Origin of the sequence: Pseudomonas citronellolis, from assembly GCF_029335315.1 — a bacterium.
GTDB classification, from domain to species: Bacteria; Pseudomonadota; Gammaproteobacteria; order Pseudomonadales; family Pseudomonadaceae; genus Pseudomonas; species Pseudomonas citronellolis_A.
This window is the reverse complement of the sequence record NZ_JARJLT010000392.1, coordinates 16,051-37,421: the sequence shown is the minus strand read 5'-3', so window position 1 is coordinate 37,421 and position 21,371 is coordinate 16,051. Positions and strand designations below refer to the sequence as shown.

Here is a 21,371-nt window from a genome sequence, read left to right as displayed (position 1 = left end):
TCGGCACCAGGCAGAACCGCCCCACCCGCTCCCGACCACGAGAACCCCATGTCCCGAGTCAACAAGACCGTCCTCATCCTGGTAGCCATAGTCGCGCTCATCCTCGGCCTCACCGTGCAGAAGGTGCTCACCGAGAAGCACAAGATGGACCCCACCGTGCTGCTCGACGCCGGCATCGTGCTGCTGCCGCAGACCCGCGAAGTGCCGGCGCTGACCTTCCAGGACCAGGACGGCAAACCGTTCGACACCGCCAACCTCAAGGGCCGCTGGAACCTGCTGTTCTTCGGCTACACCTTCTGCCCGGACGTCTGCCCGACCACCCTGGCGCAACTGCGCGAGCTACAGGGCAAGCTCAGCCCGGAAGCGCGCGCGCAGCTGCAGGTGGTGTTCGTCAGCGTCGACCCGCACCGCGACACCCCGGCGCGCCTGAAGGAATACCTGGGCTTCTTCAACGCCGGCTTCCAGGGCCTGGTGGGCAGCGACGAGGCCATCCAGAAGCTGGCCAACGCCATGAGCATCCCCTACATCCCGGCCGACACCAGCAAGCCCAACTACACCGTCGACCACAGCGGCAACCTGGTGATCATCGGCCCGGACGGCACCCAGCACGGCTTCATCCGCGCCCCGCTGAACAACGCCAAGCTCGCCGAACAGCTGCCCAAGGTGCTCGCCGGCCAGGGCTGAGCCATTCGCCGGCGCGCAGCCGGCCCATTCACCGCGCTGCTTTGTCGCAGCCCGAGAACGGCCACCTACGGGTGGCCGTTCTTTTTTTTCATCACCCGCCTGCACAGTCATGGACTAGTCTGTTTTTCAGCGTCACCGCCGGTGGTGGCCTGGAAGCCAGGAAACACGCGTCCTGAAGCTGTCACAAGCGATTTCCTGACCCTGTAGTCAATGTAAAATATCTGCTACGGATTTCCAGCCATCAGGGATCACTCATATTTCAGATTAAAAACATTAATTAACACCTATAGATACGCCTGAGGCAGGATTGACGGGCCTCTCACCGGGTTGCCGGGGGTTCTGATGAGCGGACATTCACACCAGGGATCGCGGTTTCCTCCGGTCACAATAGGCAATTAGGCTAAAAGCCAGGGCTGACAAGGCCCCTGCCGTACCGGGGAAACTACGGGTCCGAACGTGACTTGTAGTTCTTTTTTCGTATCACTTCAGAACTTCTTGCCGACCCGGTGGCTCGATTGCACAATGCCGCCGCCCAACGGGTTCCCATTCCATCCCGCTGCGGCAAGTGTTGCCAGCTCGACATCCCGGACGCCTTCCGGCGCCGGACTACTCAAGATCACGCAGGAGATTTGTGAGTGCAGATCGGTGTCCCCCTCGAGACCCATGCCGGTGAAACACGGGTCGCCGCCACCGCTGAAACCGTCAAGAAACTGGTTGGCCAAGGCCACCAGGTGATCGTTCAGAGTGGCGCCGGCGTCAACGCCAGCCAGCCGGACAGCGCCTTCGAGGCCGCCGGGGCGAAGATCGGCTCGGCCGCCGACGCCCTGGGCGCCGAACTGGTGCTCAAGGTCGTCGCGCCCAACGCCGACGAACTGGCGCAGATGAAGGCGGGCGCCGTGCTGATCGGCATGCTCAACCCCTTCGACAACGACAACATCGCGCGCATGGCCGAACGCGGCATCACCGCCTTCGCCCTGGAAGCGGCGCCGCGCACCTCCCGTGCGCAGAGCCTCGACGTGCTGTCGTCGCAGGCCAACATCGCCGGCTACAAGGCCGTGATGCTCGCCGCCAACCACTACCCGCGCTTCATGCCCATGCTGATGACCGCCGCCGGCACCGTTAAGGCCGCCCGCGTGCTGATCCTCGGCGCCGGCGTCGCCGGCCTGCAGGCCATCGCCACGGCCAAGCGCCTGGGCGCGGTGATCGAGGCCTCGGACGTACGCCCGGCGGTGAAGGAGCAGATCGAGTCGCTCGGCGCCAAGTTCGTCGACGTGCCCTACGAGACCGACGAGGAGCGCGAGTGCGCCCAGGGCGTCGGCGGCTACGCCCGGCCGATGCCGGCCTCGTGGATGGAGCGCCAGGCCAAGGCGGTGCACGAACGCGCCAAGCAGGCCGACATCGTCATCACCACCGCGCTGATCCCCGGCCGCAAGGCCCCGACCCTGCTGCATGAAGCCACCGTGCAGGAAATGAAACCGGGCTCGGTGGTCATCGACCTGGCCGCGGCGCAAGGCGGCAACTGCCCGCTGACCGAAGCCGGGCAAGTGGTGATCAAGCACGGCGTGACCCTGGTCGGCCACACCAACCTGGCAGCCATGGTCCCGGCGGACGCCTCGGCCCTGTATGCGCGCAACCTGCTCGACTTCCTCAAGCTGACCCTGTCCGCCGAAGGCTTCAAGGTCAACCTGGAAGACGACATCGTCGCCGCCTGCCTGATGTGCCGCGACGGCCAGGCCGTACGCAAGAACGGCTGAGCCTCGCGCTCCCTATATAAAGAAGAACCCGCCGGGCCCCTGGGCCTGGCCTAGAGACCGGTGAAAGACGATGGAAGAAATGCTGATCTCCCATGGGATCTACAACCTGATCATCTTCGTGCTGGCCGTGTACGTCGGCTACCACGTGGTATGGAACGTCACCCCCGCCCTGCACACCCCGCTGATGGCCGTGACCAACGCCATCTCGGCGATCGTCATCGTCGGCGCCATGCTGGCCGCCGCCCTGACCGTCACCCCGCTGGGCAAGATCATGGGCACCCTGGCCGTGGCCCTGGCCGCAGTCAACGTGTTCGGTGGCTTCCTGGTCACCCGCCGCATGCTGGAAATGTTCAAGAAGAAAGCGCCGAAAGCGCCGGCGGAGAAGCACTGACCATGAGCATGAACCTCGTCACCCTACTGTACCTGATCGCCTCGGTCTGCTTCATCCAGGCCCTGAAGGGCCTGTCGCACCCGACCACCTCGCGGCGCGGCAACCTGTTCGGCATGATCGGCATGGCCATCGCCGTGCTCACCACCGTGGGCCTGGTGTTCAAGCTCGGCGCGCAACTGGCCGAGGGCAGCGGCGCCGCCGCCGGCATCGGCTACATCCTGGTCGGCCTGCTGGTCGGCGGTAGCGCCGGCTCGATCATGGCCAAGCGCGTCGAAATGACCAAGATGCCGGAACTGGTCGCCTTCATGCACAGCATGATCGGCCTGGCCGCGGTGTTCATCGCCGTCGCCGCCGTCGTCGAGCCGCAGTCCCTGGGCATCGTCGAGCACCTGGGCGACACCATCCCCACCGGCAACCGCCTGGAACTGTTCCTCGGCGCGGCCATCGGCGCCATCACCTTCTCCGGTTCGGTGATCGCCTTCGGCAAGCTCTCCGGCAAGTACAAGTTCCGCCTGTTCCAGGGCGCCCCGGTGCAGTTCGCCGGCCAGCACCTGCTGAACCTGGTGCTGGGCCTGGCCACCCTGGGCCTGGGCCTGGTGTTCATGTTCACCGGCAACCTCAGCGCCTTCGCCCTGATGCTGGCCCTGGCCTTCATCCTCGGCGTGCTGATCATCATCCCGATCGGCGGTGCCGACATGCCGGTGGTGGTGTCGATGCTGAACTCCTACTCCGGCTGGGCCGCGGCGGGCATCGGCTTCTCGCTGAACAACTCGATGCTGATCATCGCCGGCTCGCTGGTGGGTTCCTCGGGCGCCATCCTCTCGTACATCATGTGCAAGGCGATGAACCGCTCGTTCTTCAACGTCATCCTCGGCGGTTTCGGTGGCAGCACCGACGACGCCGGCCCGGCTGGCGCGAAGGAAGCCCGCCCGGTGAAATCCGGTTCGGCCGACGACGCTTCGTTCCTGCTGACCAACGCCGACAGCGTGATCATCGTTCCCGGCTACGGCCTGGCGGTGGCCCGCGCCCAGCACGCGCTGATGGAACTGGCGGAGAAACTGACCCACCGCGGCGTCACCGTGAAGTTCGCCATCCACCCGGTCGCCGGTCGTATGCCCGGCCACATGAACGTCCTGCTGGCCGAGGCCGAAGTGCCCTACGAGCAGGTGTTCGAGATGGAAGACATCAACTCCGAGTTCGGCCAGACCGACGTGGTGCTGGTGCTCGGCGCCAACGACGTGGTCAACCCGGCCGCGAAGAACGATCCGAAGTCGCCGATCGCCGGCATGCCGATCCTCGAGGCCTACAAGGCCAAGACCGTGATCGTCAACAAGCGCTCGATGGCCAGCGGCTACGCCGGCCTGGACAACGAACTGTTCTACCTGGACAAGACCATGATGGTCTTCGGCGACGCCAAGAAAGTCATCGAAGACATGGTCAAGGCCGTCGAGTAACTCGACCGTCGATCCACAAGACACCGGCCGCGCGCCGGTGTCTTGCTTTGTCGCAACGGAAAACCCTCTGGACTTTGGTAGTAAGAAAGGCGCCGGCGGCGTGATTTTGCGACCTTGGTATAAGGGCGAAAAATCCCCGAGTCCCTAGACTGGCCGCCTCGCACTCCCCTATTGCCTGAGGTTTTCCCATGTACCGTGATCGCGTGCGCCTGCCTTCCCTGCTGGACAAGGTGATGACTGCCGAAGAGGCTGCGGCCCTGATCCAGGACGGCATGACCGTCGGCATGAGCGGTTTCACCCGCGCCGGCGAAGCCAAGGCCGTGCCCGAGGCACTGGCCCGGCGCGCCAAGCAGCAGCCGCTGAAGATCAGCCTGATGACCGGCGCAAGCCTGGGCAACGACCTCGACAAGCACCTCACCGAGGCCGGCGTGCTGGCCCGGCGCATGCCCTTCCAGGTCGACAGCACCCTGCGCAAGGCGATCAACGACGGCAAGGTGATGTTCATCGACCAGCACCTGTCGGAAACCGTCGAGCAACTGCGCAACCACCAGCTGAAGCTGCCGGACATCGCGGTCATCGAAGCCGTGGCCATCACCGAGGAAGGCCACATCGTACCGACCACCTCGGTGGGCAACTCGGCCAGCTTCGCGATCTTCGCCAAGCAGGTCATCGTCGAGATCAACCTGGCGCACAACACCAACCTGGAAGGCCTGCACGACATCTACATCCCGACCTACCGGCCGACCCGCACGCCGATCCCGCTGACCCGCGTCGACGACCGCATCGGCAGCACCGCCATCCCGATCCCGCCGGAAAAGATCGTCGGCATCGTCATCAACAACCAGCCGGACTCCCCGTCCACCGTGCTGCCGCCGGACGACGAGACCCAGGGCATCGCCAACCACCTGATCGCCTTCTTCGAAGCCGAGGTCGCCGCCGGCCGCCTGAGCAACAACCTGGCGCCGCTGCAGGCCGGCATCGGCAGCATCGCCAACGCCGTGATGTGCGGCCTGATCGACTCGCCGTTCGAGAACCTGACCATGTACTCCGAAGTACTCCAGGACTCGACCTTCGACCTGATCGACGCCGGCAAGCTGCGCTTCGCCTCGGGCAGCTCCATCACCCTGTCGACCCGTCGCAACGCCGACGTGTTCGGCAACCTGGAGCGCTACAAGGACAAGCTGGTGCTGCGCCCGCAGGAAATCTCCAACCACCCCGAGGTGGTCCGTCGCCTGGGCATCATCGGCATCAACACCGCCCTGGAGTTCGACATCTACGGCAACGTCAACTCGACCCACGTCGGCGGCACCAAGATGATGAACGGCATCGGCGGCTCGGGTGACTTCGCCCGCAACGCGCACCTGGCGATCTTCGTCACCAAGTCCATCGCCAAGGGCGGCAACATCTCCAGCGTGGTGCCGATGGTCAGCCACGTCGACCACACCGAGCACGACGTGGACATCCTCGTCACCGAGCAGGGCCTGGCCGACCTGCGTGGCCTGGCGCCGCGCGAGCGCGCCAAGGTGATCATCGAGAACTGCGTGCACCCGTCCTACCGCGACGCCCTGGCCGGCTACTTCGAAGCCGCCTGCGAGCGCGGCGGGCACACCCCGCACATCCTGCGCGACGCGATGAACTGGCACATCAACCTGGAAGAACGCGGCCACATGCTCGCCGCGGGCTGATGCAGACGGCCTCGCGGGCCATTTCGCAAAGAATGGCCCGCGAGGCTGGACAGCCGGCAGAAAAGCACGTAAAAACACTCTCGAACAGTTTTTTATCCCGCCTCGACTGTTCCGTTTCTCCCCCTGCCGCCCTGGCAGTCCCCGCTGAAAACCCCGAATCCCTCGCCAACTGCGCACCACAATGGAGCGTAGCGGTACAGTTCGCCCCAAAAACGCCATTACAGTTCGCTGAAACAATTCGCTGACGCTATTTAATTCAGTGCAACTGTACCTATCGCGGCTGACCAAAAAGTCAGAAGATATCTCTCAACAACTTCCGTAACCCACTACCCGCCACAAGCGGGAAGGACACAGATCATGGAACGTACCCTCGGTTCCGCCGCCATCAGCACCACCCGCCCCACTTCCAGCGCCCACCGTGGCCTCGTCAGCACCGTACGCCTGTGGCAGCGCCGCATCGAGAGCCGCCGTCAGCTGGCCCGCCTGGACTCCCGCCTGCTGGCCGACGCCGGCATCAGCGAAGCCCAGCGCTACGCCGAGCTGAACAAGCCGTTCTGGAAGTAAGCGATACAGCTGTAAACTGTTATGGTCCGCAGTAGTTATCCAGGACTGTACCGGTGACACCGTAACGGGCCGCTCCCCTTCAGGAAGCGGCCCGTACTGTTTTCAGGCCCCCGCAAAAGCCGCTCCGCAACGGTGCAGCCGGGCCGTACAGCCAGGCCCGTTCGCGGCCATACAGTTTCTTCCCGCCGCCTCACTGTTCTTGCCGAATTTCCCCTGCCTGCGCCTGCCCCGCGCGACCGCCCGATGCGAACCTGAATCCCCAGCAGCGCAACGGAGATCGCCAGCATGGACCGAGTTCTCAGCGGCACCGGCAAGGACAGCAGTACAGTTCACACTTTCAGGGCATTCGTCGTACATGTGCTCGGCCTGCTTCGCCAGTGGCGCCTGAACGCCCAGGGCCGCCGCCAGTTGGCGCTGCTGGGCGAGTACGAACTGGCCGACAGCGGCATCGATCGCTGCGCCCGCGAACGTGAACTTTCGAAACCTTTCTGGCGTTGACCGGCTGGTCGCGCCGGACGCCCTCGGCTAGTCTGCCAATGAGCGCGGCAGACCAGCCGCGCGGTTCGTCTTCGACTGGGAGTGTCCATCCATGAATCGTCTGCGCCTGCTTACCGCCGCCGCCCTGCTCACCTGCGCCAGCGGCGCCTTCGCCACCAGCTTCATCTACACCACCGACGCCCTGGTCGGCGCCACCAAGGCCACTTCCGACGGCACCACCAACATCAGCAACTCCTTCCGCGACGACAAGATCGTCCTCGAAGCCCGCGACGACGCCGCCACCTTCGTCGCCACCCAGGGCAGCGTGCGCGGCGCGCACCTGGAAGCGGCGCTGCGGCATATCCGCAGCAAGTTGCCGGAAGTCGCCGCCAACGACCTGCAACTGGCCCAGGCCATCCTGGTCATCTGAGCCCTCCCGCCACGCCCGGAAGCGCTTTTCAGAGCGCCTTCCGGGCGTCCGGCGCTGGCTCTCGCCGGCGCATTCCGTTAGCCTTGGCGGCCGTGCTTTTCCGATCGCCATAGCCCATGCGCAGCCCGCTATTCCTGCTCACCGGCCTCTGCCTCGCGACACCCGTTCTGGCCTTCGACCAGACCACCATGTTCGTCGCCGGCAGCGGCTACGTGACCAGCAAGGTCACCAGTACGCCTTTCGAGAACAAACTGCTCGGTGCCGCCCGCGATGATGCCGCCAGCTACATCGCCACCGACGGCCGGGTGCGCGGAGCGCGCCTGGAACAGGCGTTGCGCTGGCTGCGCACAGAGCATCCGGAGCTTGCGGCGAACGATCGGGAACTGGCCGAAGCCATTCTTGCCCAATAAATCGTGAGCAGCTCCCGCTGCCGTATTCGGAGACCTCCATGCGCCTCAGCTCGATCCCCAAGAGCCCCCTGATCATCGGCCTGCTGCTGGCCGCCTGCGCGTCCAGCGTGCAGGCCCACTCGGTCATCCGCCTGTTCAACATCAGCACCAATGCCACCGGCCGCAGCCTGGACTTCACCTCCGACACCACCACCTCGATCCGCGACATGAAGATCGTCCGCGAGGCCCGTGACGACGCCGCCAGCTTCGTCGCCAGCGAAGGCAGCATCCGTGGCGCGCAGCTGGAAGCGGCGCTGAAGGTGGTGCGCGAGAAGGTACCGGACGCGCGCGACGCCTCCGACCAGCAACTGGCCGAAGCCATCCTCGCCCTGTGATCCCCCGTGCCGGCCGCTGGCTGGCGGCACTCACCCTGTGCCTTGCCGCCAGCAGCCAGGCCGCCCTGCGCCTGGAGCTCGCCGACGCCAGCCTGGCCCCGGCGCAGCGCCAGGCCAGCCAGCAGCTGCTGGATGACGTTCGCCAGCTGCTGCCGGCGCCCTTCGTCGAAGCCCTGGACCGCCGCGTCGACGTGGAATGGCGCGAAGACCTGCCGGACAACGGCATGGGCCAGGCCCTGCGCCCCGACGCCATCGCGCTGAACCGCAAGTACCTCGCCGCCCTCACCGACGGCAGCGCCGCGACCCTGAAGACCGGGCGCAGCCACGGCACCCTGCGCCGCGAGCTGCAGGCCACCGTGGTCCACGAACTGACCCACCTGTACGACCGCGGCCGCCTGTGGCTGCCCGCCGAGGCGCGACTGATCCAGCGCTGCACCCGCCAGGACGCCGCCATCGGGCGCATCGGCGAGGGCGGCGACTGCCGCGGCCAGGCCGGGCGCCGCTTCACCCTGTCGGACGACCCGCGCCTGCTCGACCTCGCCGGCTGGCCGCAACTGGCCGGCAAGCGCGGCCAGCGCGAGCAGCACAACAGCTTCGTGCTGCGCAGCCCGGATCGCTACGAGCTGAGCAACCCGCGCGAGTTCGTCGCGGTGAACATGGAGTACTTCGTCCTCGACCCCAGCTACGCCTGCCGGCGCCCGGCGCTGTACCGCTACTACGCCGAGCGCTTCGGCGAGCGCCCGCAGCGCCAGGCCTGCGCACCATCCTTCGCCTACCTCAACGCCGGCCGCGACTTCGGCCGCCAGCCGCTGGGCAAGCTCGACCCGGAGCGGGTCTACGAGGTGGACTACCTGCTCGCCGAGGCCAACGACCAGTGGATGAGCCGCTGGGGCCACGCCATGCTCCGCCTGGTGGTCTGCGCCCCCGGCCGGCCGCGCGGCCCGGACTGCCGGCTGGACCTGGACCAGCACCTGGTGCTGTCCTACCGCGCCTTCGTCGGCGACCTGCAGCTGTCCAGCTGGGACGGCCTGACCGGCTCCTACCCGTCGCGGCTGTTCGTCCTGCCGCTGTCCCAGGTGATCGAGGAATACACCAAGGTCGAGCTGCGCAGCCTGGCCTCGGTGCCGCTCAAGCTCAGCCGCCAGCAGATCGACGAACTGGTCGAGCGCGCCATGCAGGTGCACTGGGGCTACGACGGCAACTACTTCTTCATCTCCAACAACTGCGCGGTGGAAACCCTCAAGCTGCTGCGCAGCGGCGTCGACGACCCGCGCCTGCGCGACCTCGACAGCATCACCCCCAACGGCGTGCTGCAGATCATGGAGAACCGCGGCCTGGCCGACGCCAGCGTGCTCGACGACCCCAAGCGCGCGCTGCGCCTGGGTTACCGCTTCGACTCCTTCCGCGACCGCTACCAGGCCATGTTCGAGGTGCTGCGCCAGCGCCTGGACATTCCCCAGCGCAAGGTCGAGGACTGGCTGACGTTGCCGGCGACACAGCGCCGCGCCTGGTTCGACAAGGCCGACCTGCGCGCCAGCGCCGCCATGCTGCTGCTGGAACAGGCCGCGCTGCGCCGCCAGCTGCAGCTCGCCCAGGACGAGCTGAAGCGCCTCTACCTGGGCCATCACGACGACCTCAAGGCCGACCCCAAGCTGGCGGCGGCGGGCAAGACCCTGCAGCAGATCCTCGACGACAGCGGCTTCCTCAGCCAGCCGGCGGCCCTGCTGGACAGCGGCTACGGCCTGCCGCAGCCGGGCGAGTCGACCCGCCTGGAACAGCAGACCCTGGAACGCCAGGCGCGCCTGCGCCAGCTCAGCGACGACCTCGACCAGGAAGTCCGCAGCCTGCTGGAACCGGAGCGCCGCGACGAACTCCAGGCGCTGGAGGCCAACCTCAAGCAGCTAGGCGCGCACCTGCGCGCGCTGCACAAGGCGGCGGGCGGGTTCGAGCTGCCTTGAGAGCCAGCACGAGCCACCTCGCACACTTCCTGAAAGCGTAGGGCGGATAACCGTTCGCGGTTATCCGCCGAGGACGTCGGCGCGGAAGCTGACGGCGGATAACGCCGTGGCGTTATGCGCCCTACAGGTTCGCGTTGCCGCAAGGCCAGACGCGCCCGCGAGAGGCGCCCACCAACGCCCCAAACGAAAAACGCGCCCATGGGCGCGTTTTTCATCGGCCGATGAAACGCCTCAGCGGCGCCCCTCCAGCTTGAAGTAGAAGACCTTGGTGGCCTGCCGCGCGACGATCCGGCCGCCGCTCACGCGGGGCTCGAAGCGCCAGGTTTCCATCGCCTGGCGCACCGCGCTGTCGAACATCCGCGGCGGCGACGAGTCGAGCACCTGGATGTCGTCGATGCGGCCGTCGGCGGTGATGGTGAACAGCACCTTCACGTGGCCTTCGATACCGCGGCGCTGGGCCATCAGCGGGTACTTCGGCGAGTCCATGCGCAGCGGCTTGATGTCGCTGTCGTTGATGCTCCCGGTGGGCAGGCCGGCGGGGCCCTGGGTACCTGCCGGCGCGGCCTGGGCGCCCGGCGTGCTCACCCCGGTGACCGGCGCGGCGGGGGGCGGCGGCGGTGCCGGCGGGGTCGGCTGGGCCTGGCTTTCCTGGGCCGGCTCGGGTTCGGGCTTGGGTTTCGGCTTGGGCTTGGGCGCCTTCTTCGGCACCGCCTTCTCCACCGGTTTGGGCTTGGGTTTGGGCGGCTCCGGCTTCGGCGGCTCGACCACCGGCTCCGGCGGCGTCGGTTGCGGCGGCTGCGGCTCGGGGGCGGCGGCCGGCGGTTCCTTGACCGGCTCGGGCTTGGGCGCCAGCTGCACGATGCTGACCTGCATGGTCGGGATCTCGCCCCGGCCCAGGTTCAGCTCGTCCGGACTGGGCACGACCCAGATCAGGCCGGCGACGATGCCCAGGTGCAGCACCACGGACAGCCCCGAGGACTTCCACCAGCCCGCCGGCTTCGGCGCTTCCTGGCCTTCCTCCACGCCTTCCACCGGCGCGGCGTAGGGGATCAGCAACTCTTCGGCGACCGCCACTTCCTCGTCGCGACGCGCACCGCTGCAATCCACCAGGCGCAGGGTCGCCTCGGTGCCGCGCTGGGCGCTGACGGAGGGCAGCGAAAGTCCTTCGTCGCCGTCTGCAGACGACGGCAGTTCCTCGGCGTTCACGGCAAGGGCAGAGCCCGCCGACGAACGCGAATGCGATGGCGACATGGGGAAGCCTGTGGAGAAATGACTGGAATCTGATAATTATTATCATTCACCCAGGCGATCAGGGCAACCTCAACGACCGTCCGACAACCAGGCACAGGTCAAGAATTGCCCTTGTAGCGCCTCGACGTCCTGTTCCAGGTCAAGGATCAGCTCCAGGCGGTTGTCCCGGCGCCAGGCGCTGGGCTGCCAGGGCTCGTCGCCGGCGACCCGGTTGCAGGCCAGCCAGCCCTCCTCGCAGTGCACCACCGCCTTGGCCCGCAGCAGGCCGGGAAGCCCCGCCAGCCAGGCCTCCAGCGCCGCGCGGCGGAAGCGCCAGTCGGCGTGCAGGCGCCAGCCGACGGCCTGCCGGCCGCCTTCGCTATGCACCTGGCGCAGGGGCGCGGCGCGGGTCAGCAGCACCGGCAGCGCGGCGCCCGGCGCCGGCAACTCGGCGGTCTGCGGCCCGGCCCCGGCGATGGACGGCAACCGCGCGATCGGCAGCTGGCCGTGTTCCGTCCAGACCAGCGGCACCTCGGCCAGGCTGGAACGCAGACCCTCGCGGGCCGCCTCGTCCAGCCCGGCGCTCTTGTTCAGCACCAGCAGCGCGGCGTCCGCCAGCGCCTCCCGCTGCGCGTCGGGGAGGGGCGCGCCGGCGGCCAGGGCGGCGGCATCGAGCACCAGCAGCAGCGGCTGCGGCGCCAGCACACCACGCCAGGGCGCCTCGCCCAGTTGGCGCAGCAGGGTGCGCGGGTGGCCGAGGCCCGAAGGCTCGATGAACAGCCGCTGCGGTCGTGCCTTGCGCAGGAGACGGGCGAGGCCGACCTGGAAGGGCGCGCCGTTGACGCAGCACAGGCAGCCGCCGGCGACTTCGCCGATGGCCACGCCGTCGGCGTCGCTGGCGAGCAGCGCGGCGTCCAGGCCAATCTGGCCGAATTCGTTGACCAGCACCGCCCAGCGCTCGCCGTCCGGGCGCTGGCCCAGGAGGTTGCGGATCAGGCTGGTCTTGCCGGCGCCCAATGGGCCGCCGATCACATGGGTGGGAATCAGTTCGAGCATGCCGCCATGTTGCCGCCTGACGGCGCCGGGGAAAAGCGCTAGAGTCGCCGCTTCGCTCAACGGACCCCGTCTCCATGCGTCTGCCGGCCCTGTTCCTGTCGTCCTGCCTCGCCCTGCCCGCCCTAGCCCACGCCGAAGCCTGCGTGGTGCACAGCCAGGGCGCCAACCTCGACGTGAAGGTCTGTCAGCAGAACCGCAGCATCCCGGCGAAGCTGTTCCACGAGGGGTTCTGCCAGCCGCAGCTGAAGGACCAGAAGGTCCAGGTGACCTACGCCGACGCCTGCCCCTCCGGCGCCTTCGGCGTCTGCGCCAACGCGCGGATCAGCAACGGCCCCTACCGCCAGGACATCCACTACTACGGCGTGGCCAGCGACGCGCGCTTCCTCAAGCCGTTCTGCGAGAGCCAGAGCGACGGCCAGTGGCAAGCCGCGCAGTGACGTTCACGCGGCTGTCATGCGCCGCTGGTCTACTGCTCGACGGGTACCTCACACCCACTGGCACCCCACGCCAGAAGAGATCTTGGTGATAGGGCCGCCCCGCGCGGCCCTCTTTTTTCCCGCCGCCCTCGCCACCCGGACCAACGGTATCGCCGTTCGTCCGTGCAACGGTGTCTTGCACGCACGCCCCTTCTGTCAAAAGGTCGTATCCGCTAAGTTTTCAGAGCGTGAGGTACCTTTGGGGGGTTACGCATGAGCACGTCTATGAATCTGGACGGCCCCTTCTATCCGCCGGCGCTGGGGGCGCCGGAGCGACTCAGCGCGGACCAGCTTCGCGCTTCGCTGGAAATCACCATGGCCGAGCACGGCGGCGGCGCCGTCTGGCTGTTCGCCTACGGCTCGCTGATCTGGCGCCCGGAGTTCCCGGTGGCCGAGGCCAGCCGCGCGCGGGTGCACGGCTACCATCGCGGCCTCTACCTGTGGTCACTGACCCATCGCGGCACCCCGGAGATGCCGGGCCTGGTGCTGGGCCTGGATCGCGGCGGCTCCTGCGCGGGGTTCGCCTACCGGCTGCCCGACGAACAACTCGACGCCAACCTCCTGGCGCTCTGGCAGCGCGAGATGCCCTATGCCTCGTACCGCCCGGAATGGCTCAGCTGCCGCCTGGAGGATGGCCGCCGGGTGCGCGCGCTGGGCTTCGTCCTCGAACGCCACCTGCCCAGCTACGCCGGCTCGCTGCCGGACAGCGTCGTGCAGAGGGTGTTCGACAGCGCCCAAGGCCATTTCGGCACCACCCGCGAGTACGTCGAGCAGACGGTCAGCGCGCTGCGCGCCTGCGCCATGCCCGACCTCAACCTGGAAGCCCTGCTGGCGCGCTGCTGCGTGAAGACTTCCGGCTGAGCCTCAGGAGGCCTGGCGCGACGGCTGCACCTCGATCGGCTGCGGCGCGTCCAGGCCCCAGGCGGCGTCGTCCGCCCAGTCCTCGCCGAAGATCTCGCTGGGATGCTGGGTGCGGCTGGAGCCGTTGCCGCAGCCCATGGCCTGCGCCGAGCAATAGCGGTCGCAACCCCAGCAGATGCGCTCAGGGTGAGTGGGATGCAGGGGGAATTTCTTGGCCATGGAAAGCCGCCTGAAGAGAGTGGGCCCAGCGTCCATTCAACGCCTAACCGACGCGCCAGACCTTGCGCCGGATCAACGCCGAGCGCCGCGGAATAAGCAAATACAGCATAAGCAAAGCATTTTTTATTCCTTAATTAATTGACGTTCGCCCCCTACACTGCTGCCCATGACGACTTTCAGGGGGAACCCACCCATGCGCAGCGAACGCGTCCGCTATGTACTGGTGCCCGGCTGGCACGGCTCGGAAGACGAGCACTGGCAGAGCCACTGGCAACGCGCGCTGCCCAACGCCTCGCGGGTGGAGCAGCGCGACTGGATCACCCCGCGGCATGTCGACTGGGTGGCCGAACTGGACCGCGAGATCCGCCGCCAGCCCGGCCGCGTGGTGCTGATCGCGCACAGCCTGGGCTGCGTCACGGTCGCCTCCTGGGCGCGCCGCGCCGGCTCGCGCGCCCTGGCCCAGGTGGCCGGGGCCCTGCTGGTGGCGCCGGCCGACGTCGAGCGCGAGACCTGCAACGAGGCCCTGCGCAACTTCGCCCCCATCGCCGTGGATACCCTGCCCTTCCCCAGCCTGCTGGTGGGCTCGGACAACGACCACGCCTGCAGCCCGCAGCGCGCCCTGCACCTGGGCCGCGCCTGGGGCGCCGAGACGGTGATCCTGCCCGACGCCGGGCACATCAACGTGAAATCCGGCCACGGCGCCTGGGAAGCCGGCTACCGCCACCTGTTCCGCCTGCAGTACCTGATCGATCACCAGGCGCGCCGCCGCGCCTGAGCGTCCAGTCCCCGTAGGAGGGTGTTGAGCGAAGCGATACCCATCGCCACGGCCGCGTAGAGCGCATAACGCCCCAGGCGTTATCCGCCGCCAGCTTCCGCGCCGGAGTCATCGGCGGATAACCGCGAACGGTTATTCGCCCTACGCCTTGGATCCCCGCGTTCGCGGGGACGACGAGTGGGAAAGCGTGCCAATCCCGACCCCGTCACTCCCGCGAACGCGGGAGCCCAGCGTCTTGGCGCGGGATCACGCTGACTCAATCCTCTTCCTGCACCGCCTTGTAGCCGCCGGCCAGGCGCTGCTGCACCTCCGGCGGCACATTGCTGTAATGGCTGGCCTCCAGGCTGAAGAAGCCCTGCCCGGCGGTGATCGACTTCAGGCGGTTGGCGTAGCCTTCCAGCTCGGCCAGGGGCACCTGGCCGCGCACCAGGGTGGCGTGGGCCGACAGCGATTCGGTGCCCAGCACCTGGCCGCGGCGCCCGGTGAGGTCGGCGGTGATGTCGCCCAGGCGCGCTTCCGGCGCCGTCACCGCGATGCTGACGATCGGCTCCAGCACCATGCCGCCGGCGTTGCGCAGGGCGTCGAGCATGGCCTTGCGCCCGGCCGCCTGGAAGGCGATGTCCTTGGAGTCCACCGAGTGGCTCTTGCCGTCGAACAGGGTGACCTTCACGTCTTCCACCGGGAAACCCGCCAGGGGCCCGGCGACCAGCGCCGCGCGCACGCCCTTCTCCACCGAGACGACGAACTGCCCGGGGATCACCCCGCCCTTGATCGCGTCGACGAACTCGAAGCCCGCGCCTCGCGGCAGCGGTTCGATGCGCAGGAACACCTCGCCGAACTGGCCGGCGCCGCCGGTCTGCTTCTTGTGCCGGCAATGGCCCTCGGCGGCGCGAGTGGCGGTCTCGCGGTAGGGCACCGCCGGCGGCCGGGTGCTGACGTCCAGCTTGTAGCTGCCGGTCAGGCGCTCCAGCAGGTAGCGCAGGTGCAGCTCGCCCATGCCGCGCAGCACGGTTTCCTGGGTCGAGGCGTTGTAGTCCAGGCGCACGCAGGGGTCCTCGGCGAGCAGGCGCTGCAGCACCTCGGCCAGGCGCTGCTCGTCGCCGCGGCGGCTGGCCTCGATGGCCAGGCCCTGCATCGGCGTGGGGAAGTCCAGCGGCGCCAGGCGGATGTGGTCCTCGTCGTGGGAGTCGTGCAGGACCACGTCGAACTCCAGCTCCTCGACCTTGCTCAGCGCGCCGAAGTCACCCGGGATCAACTGCGGCACCTCCTCGTGGCGCTTGCCCTGCAGGCGCAGCAGGTGGCCGACCTTGAACGGCTTGCGACCGTCCCCGGCGAACAGTTGCATGTCCCGGCGCACGGTGCCCTGGTGCACGCGGAACACCGCCAGGCGGCCGACGAAGGGGTCGATCACCACCTTGAACACGTGGGCCAGGACGTGCGCCTCCGGGTCCGGCCGCGAACGGAAGGCCTTGGCCGCACCCGTTTCGTCCAGCCGTTCGAACAGCGGCGGATTGCCCTCCATGGGGTTCGGCGCCAGGCGTTCCAGCACCTCCAGCAGCTCCGCCACGCCAGCGCCGCTGCGCGCCGAGACGAAGCACAAGGGGATCAGGTGCCCCTCGCGCAGGGCCCGCTCGAAGGGCTCATGCAGCTCCTCCGGGCTGATCTCGCCTTGTTCCAGGTAGCGCGCCATCAGTTCCTCGTCCACCTCCACCACCTGGTCGACCAGGGCCTGGTGCGCCTCTTCCACCGAGGAGAAGTCCGCCTCGCCAGCCGGCGCGAAGAAGCAGTCGGAGACCCGCGTGGCGCCAGCGGCCGGCAGGTTCAGGGGCAACACCTCCTTGCCGAAGGCCTCGCGCAACTCACCCAGCAGCGCCGCCAGGTCGACACGCTCGGCGTCGATCTTGTTCACCACCAGCATCCGGCACAGCCCGCGCTCGGCGGCCCAGCCCATCATGCGGTGGGTGTTCAGCTCGATGCCGTTCTGCGCGTTGACCACCACCAGCGCGGTGTCCACCGCCGCCAGGGCCGGCAACGCGTGGCCGATGAAGTCGGGCAGCCCGGGGGTGTCGATCAGTTGGATGCGCGCCTCGCCCTGCTCCAGGTGAACCAGCGCGGCGGACAGCGAATGGTGGTAGTCGCGTTCCATGGGGTCGGCGTCGCAGAGGGTTTCGCCGCGCTCCAGCGAGCCCATCGCGGCGATGGCGCCGCCGCGTTGCAGCAGGGCTTCGGCGAGCAGCGTCTTGCCGCTGTCGCCATGGCCGACCAGGGCCACGGTGCGGATCTGTTCGACCTTGTAGTTCGCCATGGGGCACCTCCCGGGCTGGGCTTCCGGGAAGTATAGGCAGCGCCCGGGGGCCTTCTGGGCAAAAAACAGCCAGCGCGCACGGGCCCAGCGGGCATGCCTCCTACAGCGCTTTCACCACAGCTTTTGCACAGCTTGCTGAAGGTTGCCTCCACAGCCTCTGTGGACACTTCCGAGGCATTTCAGGCGTCTCGGAAAGCCCCATTTCATGGGCCTTCCAGCCTATCGCTGGGCATTTTTCGTACAACCTGACGGAGACCCCGCCAGGCCTGTCCAGCGCGACTTTATCCACAGCTTTGTCACAGGCGGCTCAACAGCCTCTGGGGATGGCCAGGGAAACGTCGGCGGCGATTTTTCCCACGGCGCCCGTGGCGAGGGCGATTGGCGAAAAAACCGGCAACTTCCGCGACGCCGCGCACGGTCGACGCCGCAGCCATTCACCGACAGCTTTTCCACAGCTTTCCCCAGGCTCGCTCCACAGTCCCTGTGGGCAACCTGGCGGGCACCCAGGGGGCTCGCCAAGGGCTTGAAAACAAAGGGCATCAGGAAAAATCAGGACAAAAAACGTACAGCCTCGCGCAAGCCCCAAAGGGCCGGTGCGAAGGGCATTCATGCACATGTTATCCACAGTACGGCCAACAGATTCCGGGGGCAGAATCCCGGCCTTCGCGCAGAATCCACCCGCCCGGGCCCGGCCCAGGCGCGACGCGGCCCGCAGGCGCCTGCGCACAGCCGGGCCACAGGCTGCGCACAGGGTTTTCGACAGTTTCGGTGGATAAGCCTCAGGCGGGCGCGCCCATGACGTCGCGAATGTCCCGCGCCAGCGCCTCGACGCGCTCGATCTCGGTGTCCCAGGAGCACATGAAGCGCGCGCCGCCGGCACCGATGAAGGTGTAGAAGCGCCAGCCGCGCTGGCGCAGGGCCTCCAGCGCCGGCTCGGACATCTGCAGGAACACGCCGTTGGCCTCCACCGGGAACATCAGGCTGACCCCCGGCACGTCCGCCACCCGCTGCGCCAGCAGGCGCGCGCATTGGTTGGCGTGGTTGGCGTAGCGCAGCCAGGCGTCGTTCTGCAGCACGCCGACCCAGGGCGCGGCGAGGAAGCGCATCTTCGAGGCCAGCTGGCCGGCCTGCTTGCAGCGGTAGTCGAAGCCCTCGGCCAGCTCGCGGTTGAAAAACAGGATGGCCTCGCCCACCGCCATGCCGTTCTTGGTGCCGCCGAAGCACAGCACCTCGACCCCGGCCTTCCAGGTCAGTTCGGCCGGCGAGGCGCCGAGGAAGGCGCAGGCGTTGGAGAAGCGCGCGCCGTCCATGTGCAGGTGCAGGCCCAGCTCGCCGCAAGTCTCGCTCAGCGCGCGCAGCTCATGCGGGCGATACACCGTGCCGACCTCGGTGGCCTGGGTGATGGTCACCACGCGCGCCTTGGGATAGTGGATGTCCTGGCGCTTCAGGGCGATCTCGCGGATCGCCGCCGGGGTCAGCTTGCCCTGGGCGTCGGTACGCGCCAGCAGCAGCTTGGAGCCGTTGGAGAAGAACTCCGGGGCGCCGCACTCGTCGGTCTCGACGTGGGCGGTCTCGGCGCAGATCACGCTGTGGTAGCTCTGGCACAGCGCGGCCAGGGCCAGGGAGTTGGCGGCGGTGCCGTTGAAGGCGAAGAACACTTCGCAATCGGTCTCGAACAGCTCGCGGAAGCGGTCGGAGGCGCGCGCCGTCCACTGGTCGTCGCCATAGGCGCGCTCGTGGCCACGGTTGGCCTCGGCCATGGCGGCCCAGGCTTCGGGGCAGATGCCGGAATAGTTGTCGCTGGCGAATTGCTGGGAATTGTCGAACATCGAAAGCGGCCTCGGGAAAGTCATCCACAGGCAGCGTAGCGAAATCGCGGCTTTTGTAGGAGCGGGGGCTGTTCGTGCCACCGGGGCGTCCGGCGTGGCCGGGGAATTCAATCGCGGACAGAGTCCGCTCCTACGGTTACAGGGAAGCACGTGCGTAGGAGCGGACTCCGTCCGCGATTCGGCGGATAACGCCGCAGGCAGCCGATCAGGGCAGCGCGGTCAGTTTCATCTGCTCGACGATCGGCACGAACAGCTGGCGCATCGACTGGGTGCTGCCGCCGTTGGGCTTGTCCGGGCTGGTGATGGTCAGCACGTAACGGCCCTTGATCAGCCCGGTGAGGGTCGAGTCGCCGGGTTCGCCCTTGGCCGGGGCGACGATGCCCAGCGGGTCGCCCATGCGCGTGGTGTCGATCACCGGCAGGTAGTCGTCGCCGCCGAACTTGTCGGCGGTGCCGTTCTGCAGCGCGGTCTCGCGGGTCTTGTTGAGCAGGGTCAGGCTGGAGTGGGTCATGTCGCGCAGCTTGTCCTGCACGCCACGGTAGGCGATGGCCTGGTCGCTGTTGGCGTCCTGCACCGGCGCCGGCATGCCGGTGTCGATCAGGCTGATTTCCAGGTGCTGGCTGCCGTCGGGCGTGCCGTAGACCAGCTTGGCCTCGTTGTAGCCGCACTCGCGGGAGATGAACGGGTAGCCGTACAGGGTCTTGGTCGGCGGCAGGGCTTTCTCCAGCGGGTGGCCGCTGCAGGTGTCGACCGGCACGGCAGCCGCGGCCGCTTTCTCGGCCTTGGCCTTGTCGTCGCCGCCGCCGCAGCCGTGGAGGGTGGCGCCGATCATCAGGGCGCTGAGCAGGATCAGGGAGCGTTTCATGGCGTCCTCGGTTTGAGCAGTGCCGGCATTCTAGCCGCTGGGCGGCCGGGCGGGCAGTGTCGACGCAGCGACACGGGCATGTCGCAAACGCACCTAGCCGTGGCGTGCATAGGCATCTGGCCGGGAAGGGCCGGTCATACCATCGCTGGCAAGGGGGCCGCTACGCCCCGCAACAGCCATTGGCGCCCGGCGCCACACGGAGACCGCGATGTTCAGCAAGCATGACCAGATCCAGGGCTACGACGACGAACTGTTCGCCGCGATGGCCGCCGAGGAGGAGCGCCAGGAGGACCACCTCGAGCTGATCGCCTCGGAGAACTACACCAGCAAGCGGGTCATGCAGGCTCAGGGCAGCGGCCTGACCAACAAGTACGCCGAAGGCTATCCGGGCAAGCGCTACTACGGCGGCTGCGAGCATGTGGATAAAGTCGAGCAGTTGGCCATCGACCGCGCCAAGCAGCTGTTCGGCGCCGACTACGCCAACGTCCAGCCGCACTCCGGTTCCTCGGCCAACTCGGCGGTGTACCTGGCGCTGCTCAACGCCGGCGATACCATCCTCGGCATGAGCCTGGCCCACGGCGGCCACCTGACCCACGGCGCCAAGGTCTCCTCCTCCGGCAAGCTGTACAACGCCGTGCAGTACGGCCTGGACACCGCCACCGGGCTGATCGACTACGACGAGGTCGAGCGGCTGGCCGTGGAGCACAAGCCGAAGATGATCGTCGCCGGCTTCTCCGCCTACTCCAAGACCCTCGACTTCCCGCGCTTCCGCGCCATCGCCGACAAGGTCGGGGCGCTGCTGTTCGTCGACATGGCCCACGTCGCCGGGTTGGTGGCCGCCGGCCTCTACCCGAACCCGCTGCCCTACGCCGACGTGGTCACCACCACCACCCACAAGACCCTGCGCGGCCCGCGCGGCGGCCTGATCCTGGCGCGCTCCAACGAGGAGATCGAGAAGAAGCTCAACTCCGCGGTGTTCCCCGGCGCCCAGGGCGGCCCGCTGATGCACGTGATCGCGGCCAAGGCGGTGTGCTTCCAGGAAGCCCTGGAGCCGGGCTTCAAGGACTACCAGGCGCAGGTGATCAAGAACGCCAAGGCCATGGCCGAGGTGTTCATCGAGCGCGGCTACGACGTGGTCTCCGGCGGCACCGACAACCACCTGATGCTGATCAGCCTGGTCAAGCAGGGCCTGACCGGCAAGGAAGCCGACGCCGCCCTCGGCCGCGTCGGCATCACCGTGAACAAGAACGCCGTGCCCAACGACCCGCAGAGCCCCTTCGTGACCTCGGGCATCCGCGTCGGCACCCCGGCCATCACCACCCGTGGCCTGAAGGAAGCCCAGAGCCGCGAGCTGGCCGGCTGGATCTGCGACGTGCTCGACCACCTGGGCGACGCCGACGTCGAGGCCAAGGTGGCCACCCAGGTCGCCGGGCTGTGCGCCGACTACCCGGTCTATCGTTGAGATTCCCGCGTCTCTTCTCTTCGTAGGAGCGAGCTTGCTCGCGAACCAACCCCCGCTGCGGGGCCATTCGCGAGCAAGCTCGCTCCTACAGGGAAAACGCGATTAGAGATAC

Annotated in this window: 21 protein-coding genes; 15 read left to right on the top strand and 6 right to left on the bottom strand. The window is 67.8% G+C overall.

Annotated elements, in window-relative coordinates:
• Positions 1-48 precede the first annotated feature (48 nt).
• The 11 genes from P3W75_RS30050 (at position 49) to P3W75_RS30000 (ending at position 10,181) form a co-directional block, all read left to right on the top strand.
• Positions 49-684: an SCO family protein gene (locus P3W75_RS30050; RefSeq protein ID WP_276230972.1), complete on the top strand. Its 636-nt coding sequence runs from the start codon at positions 49-51 to the stop codon at positions 682-684.
• A gap of 635 nt (positions 685-1,319) precedes the next feature.
• Entirely contained in the window at positions 1,320-2,438 is a 1,119-nt protein-coding gene (locus P3W75_RS30045) for a Re/Si-specific NAD(P)(+) transhydrogenase subunit alpha (RefSeq protein WP_276230971.1), read from the top strand.
• Positions 2,439-2,508: 70 nt separating this feature from the next.
• Positions 2,509-2,829 (top strand): NAD(P) transhydrogenase subunit alpha, encoded by a 321-nt coding sequence (locus P3W75_RS30040; RefSeq protein WP_009614711.1) that lies wholly within the window; start codon positions 2,509-2,511, stop codon positions 2,827-2,829.
• Between the two features lie 2 nt (positions 2,830-2,831).
• Positions 2,832-4,283 carry an NAD(P)(+) transhydrogenase (Re/Si-specific) subunit beta gene (locus P3W75_RS30035; RefSeq protein ID WP_276230970.1) on the top strand — a complete coding sequence of 484 codons (1,452 nt, stop codon included), beginning with the start codon at positions 2,832-2,834 and terminating at the stop codon, positions 4,281-4,283.
• A gap of 188 nt (positions 4,284-4,471) precedes the next feature.
• Positions 4,472-5,968, top strand: a complete 1,497-nt coding sequence (locus tag P3W75_RS30030) for an acetyl-CoA hydrolase/transferase family protein (protein ID WP_276230969.1) — start codon at positions 4,472-4,474, stop codon at positions 5,966-5,968.
• A 357-nt stretch (positions 5,969-6,325) separates the two neighbouring features.
• Positions 6,326-6,532 carry a DUF1127 domain-containing protein gene (locus P3W75_RS30025; protein WP_276230968.1) on the top strand — a complete coding sequence of 69 codons (207 nt, stop codon included), beginning with the start codon at positions 6,326-6,328 and terminating at the stop codon, positions 6,530-6,532.
• Positions 6,533-6,817: 285 nt separating this feature from the next.
• Positions 6,818-7,030 (top strand): DUF1127 domain-containing protein, encoded by a 213-nt coding sequence (locus P3W75_RS30020; protein WP_276230967.1) that lies wholly within the window; start codon positions 6,818-6,820, stop codon positions 7,028-7,030.
• Between the two features lie 91 nt (positions 7,031-7,121).
• On the top strand, positions 7,122-7,439 hold the full coding sequence (locus P3W75_RS30015; protein ID WP_276230966.1) for a DUF2388 domain-containing protein: 318 nt from the start codon (positions 7,122-7,124) through the stop codon (positions 7,437-7,439).
• 116 nt (positions 7,440-7,555) lie between these two features.
• Positions 7,556-7,849, top strand: coding sequence for a DUF2388 domain-containing protein (locus P3W75_RS30010; protein WP_276230965.1), 294 nt, complete (start codon positions 7,556-7,558; stop codon positions 7,847-7,849).
• A gap of 38 nt (positions 7,850-7,887) precedes the next feature.
• On the top strand, positions 7,888-8,223 hold the full coding sequence (locus tag P3W75_RS30005; RefSeq protein WP_276230964.1) for a DUF2388 domain-containing protein: 336 nt from the start codon (positions 7,888-7,890) through the stop codon (positions 8,221-8,223).
• Positions 8,223-10,181, top strand: coding sequence for a DUF4105 domain-containing protein (locus tag P3W75_RS30000; protein WP_276230973.1), 1,959 nt, complete (start codon positions 8,223-8,225; stop codon positions 10,179-10,181). Before P3W75_RS30005 ends, P3W75_RS30000 begins: the two co-directional genes overlap by 1 nt.
• 231 nt (positions 10,182-10,412) lie before the next feature.
• On the opposite strand, the gene P3W75_RS29995 is transcribed toward P3W75_RS30000, so the two are convergent.
• Both P3W75_RS29995 and P3W75_RS29990 read right to left on the bottom strand, forming a co-directional pair.
• Positions 10,413-11,432, bottom strand: coding sequence for an energy transducer TonB (locus P3W75_RS29995; protein ID WP_276230963.1), 1,020 nt, complete (start codon positions 11,430-11,432; stop codon positions 10,413-10,415).
• A gap of 69 nt (positions 11,433-11,501) precedes the next feature.
• Positions 11,502-12,467, bottom strand: a complete 966-nt coding sequence (locus P3W75_RS29990) for a CobW family GTP-binding protein (protein WP_276230962.1) — start codon at positions 12,465-12,467, stop codon at positions 11,502-11,504.
• 74 nt (positions 12,468-12,541) lie between these two features.
• Between P3W75_RS29990 and P3W75_RS29985 the strand changes: the two genes are divergently transcribed.
• Together P3W75_RS29985 and P3W75_RS29980 are read left to right on the top strand one after the other, a co-directional pair.
• A complete protein-coding gene (locus tag P3W75_RS29985; protein WP_276230961.1) occupies positions 12,542-12,904 on the top strand; it encodes an NADH:ubiquinone oxidoreductase in 363 nt (120 codons plus the stop codon).
• Positions 12,905-13,156: 252 nt separating this feature from the next.
• Positions 13,157-13,804, top strand: a complete 648-nt coding sequence (locus P3W75_RS29980) for a gamma-glutamylcyclotransferase (RefSeq protein ID WP_276230960.1) — start codon at positions 13,157-13,159, stop codon at positions 13,802-13,804.
• A gap of 3 nt (positions 13,805-13,807) precedes the next feature.
• On the opposite strand, the gene P3W75_RS29975 is transcribed toward P3W75_RS29980, so the two are convergent.
• Complete coding sequence (locus P3W75_RS29975; protein WP_276230959.1) at positions 13,808-14,023, bottom strand: DUF3079 domain-containing protein; 216 nt, start codon at positions 14,021-14,023, stop codon at positions 13,808-13,810.
• A 193-nt stretch (positions 14,024-14,216) separates the two neighbouring features.
• Here P3W75_RS29975 and P3W75_RS29970 point away from each other — a divergent pair, with 193 nt between their 5' ends.
• Positions 14,217-14,798, top strand: coding sequence for an alpha/beta hydrolase (locus P3W75_RS29970; RefSeq protein WP_276230958.1), 582 nt, complete (start codon positions 14,217-14,219; stop codon positions 14,796-14,798).
• Positions 14,799-15,054: 256 nt separating this feature from the next.
• On the opposite strand, the gene fusA is transcribed toward P3W75_RS29970, so the two are convergent.
• The 3 genes from fusA to P3W75_RS29955 all read right to left on the bottom strand — a co-directional run bounded on the left by fusA (position 15,055) and on the right by P3W75_RS29955 (position 19,797).
• Complete coding sequence (fusA, locus tag P3W75_RS29965) at positions 15,055-17,103, bottom strand: elongation factor G (protein WP_276230957.1); 2,049 nt, start codon at positions 17,101-17,103, stop codon at positions 15,055-15,057.
• Between the two features lie 779 nt (positions 17,104-17,882).
• Positions 17,883-18,932: a low specificity L-threonine aldolase gene (locus P3W75_RS29960; protein ID WP_276230956.1), complete on the bottom strand. Its 1,050-nt coding sequence runs from the start codon at positions 18,930-18,932 to the stop codon at positions 17,883-17,885.
• A 205-nt stretch (positions 18,933-19,137) separates the two neighbouring features.
• Positions 19,138-19,797: a hypothetical protein gene (locus P3W75_RS29955; protein ID WP_276230955.1), complete on the bottom strand. Its 660-nt coding sequence runs from the start codon at positions 19,795-19,797 to the stop codon at positions 19,138-19,140.
• A gap of 208 nt (positions 19,798-20,005) precedes the next feature.
• Between P3W75_RS29955 and glyA the strand changes: the two genes are divergently transcribed.
• The gene (glyA, locus tag P3W75_RS29950) at positions 20,006-21,259 is read left to right on the top strand and encodes a serine hydroxymethyltransferase (protein WP_276230954.1); all 1,254 of its coding nucleotides are present in this window, start codon (positions 20,006-20,008) and stop codon (positions 21,257-21,259) included.
• The last annotated feature ends 112 nt before the right edge of the window (positions 21,260-21,371 follow it).

What these genes read in the sequence shown, in the direction of transcription:
- P3W75_RS30050 (WP_276230972.1), top strand. Translation starts at nt 49, where the DNA reads ATGTCCCGAGTCAACAAGACCGTCCTCATCCTGGTAGCCATAGTCGCG.
- P3W75_RS30040 (WP_009614711.1), top strand. Translation starts at nt 2,509, where the DNA reads ATGGAAGAAATGCTGATCTCCCATGGGATCTACAACCTGATCATCTTC.
- P3W75_RS30035 (WP_276230970.1), top strand. Translation starts at nt 2,832, where the DNA reads ATGAGCATGAACCTCGTCACCCTACTGTACCTGATCGCCTCGGTCTGC.
- P3W75_RS30030 (WP_276230969.1), top strand. Translation starts at nt 4,472, where the DNA reads ATGTACCGTGATCGCGTGCGCCTGCCTTCCCTGCTGGACAAGGTGATG.
- P3W75_RS30025 (WP_276230968.1), top strand. Translation starts at nt 6,326, where the DNA reads ATGGAACGTACCCTCGGTTCCGCCGCCATCAGCACCACCCGCCCCACT.
- P3W75_RS30020 (WP_276230967.1), top strand. Translation starts at nt 6,818, where the DNA reads ATGGACCGAGTTCTCAGCGGCACCGGCAAGGACAGCAGTACAGTTCAC.
- P3W75_RS30015 (WP_276230966.1), top strand. Translation starts at nt 7,122, where the DNA reads ATGAATCGTCTGCGCCTGCTTACCGCCGCCGCCCTGCTCACCTGCGCC.
- P3W75_RS30010 (WP_276230965.1), top strand. Translation starts at nt 7,556, where the DNA reads ATGCGCAGCCCGCTATTCCTGCTCACCGGCCTCTGCCTCGCGACACCC.
- P3W75_RS30005 (WP_276230964.1), top strand. Translation starts at nt 7,888, where the DNA reads ATGCGCCTCAGCTCGATCCCCAAGAGCCCCCTGATCATCGGCCTGCTG.
- P3W75_RS29995 (WP_276230963.1), bottom strand. Translation starts at nt 11,432, where the DNA reads ATGTCGCCATCGCATTCGCGTTCGTCGGCGGGCTCTGCCCTTGCCGTG.
- P3W75_RS29990 (WP_276230962.1), bottom strand. Translation starts at nt 12,467, where the DNA reads ATGCTCGAACTGATTCCCACCCATGTGATCGGCGGCCCATTGGGCGCC.
- P3W75_RS29985 (WP_276230961.1), top strand. Translation starts at nt 12,542, where the DNA reads ATGCGTCTGCCGGCCCTGTTCCTGTCGTCCTGCCTCGCCCTGCCCGCC.
- P3W75_RS29980 (WP_276230960.1), top strand. Translation starts at nt 13,157, where the DNA reads ATGAGCACGTCTATGAATCTGGACGGCCCCTTCTATCCGCCGGCGCTG.
- P3W75_RS29975 (WP_276230959.1), bottom strand. Translation starts at nt 14,023, where the DNA reads ATGGCCAAGAAATTCCCCCTGCATCCCACTCACCCTGAGCGCATCTGC.
- P3W75_RS29970 (WP_276230958.1), top strand. Translation starts at nt 14,217, where the DNA reads ATGCGCAGCGAACGCGTCCGCTATGTACTGGTGCCCGGCTGGCACGGC.
- fusA (WP_276230957.1), bottom strand. Translation starts at nt 17,103, where the DNA reads ATGGCGAACTACAAGGTCGAACAGATCCGCACCGTGGCCCTGGTCGGC.
- P3W75_RS29960 (WP_276230956.1), bottom strand. Translation starts at nt 18,932, where the DNA reads ATGTTCGACAATTCCCAGCAATTCGCCAGCGACAACTATTCCGGCATC.
- P3W75_RS29955 (WP_276230955.1), bottom strand. Translation starts at nt 19,797, where the DNA reads ATGAAACGCTCCCTGATCCTGCTCAGCGCCCTGATGATCGGCGCCACC.
- glyA (WP_276230954.1), top strand. Translation starts at nt 20,006, where the DNA reads ATGTTCAGCAAGCATGACCAGATCCAGGGCTACGACGACGAACTGTTC.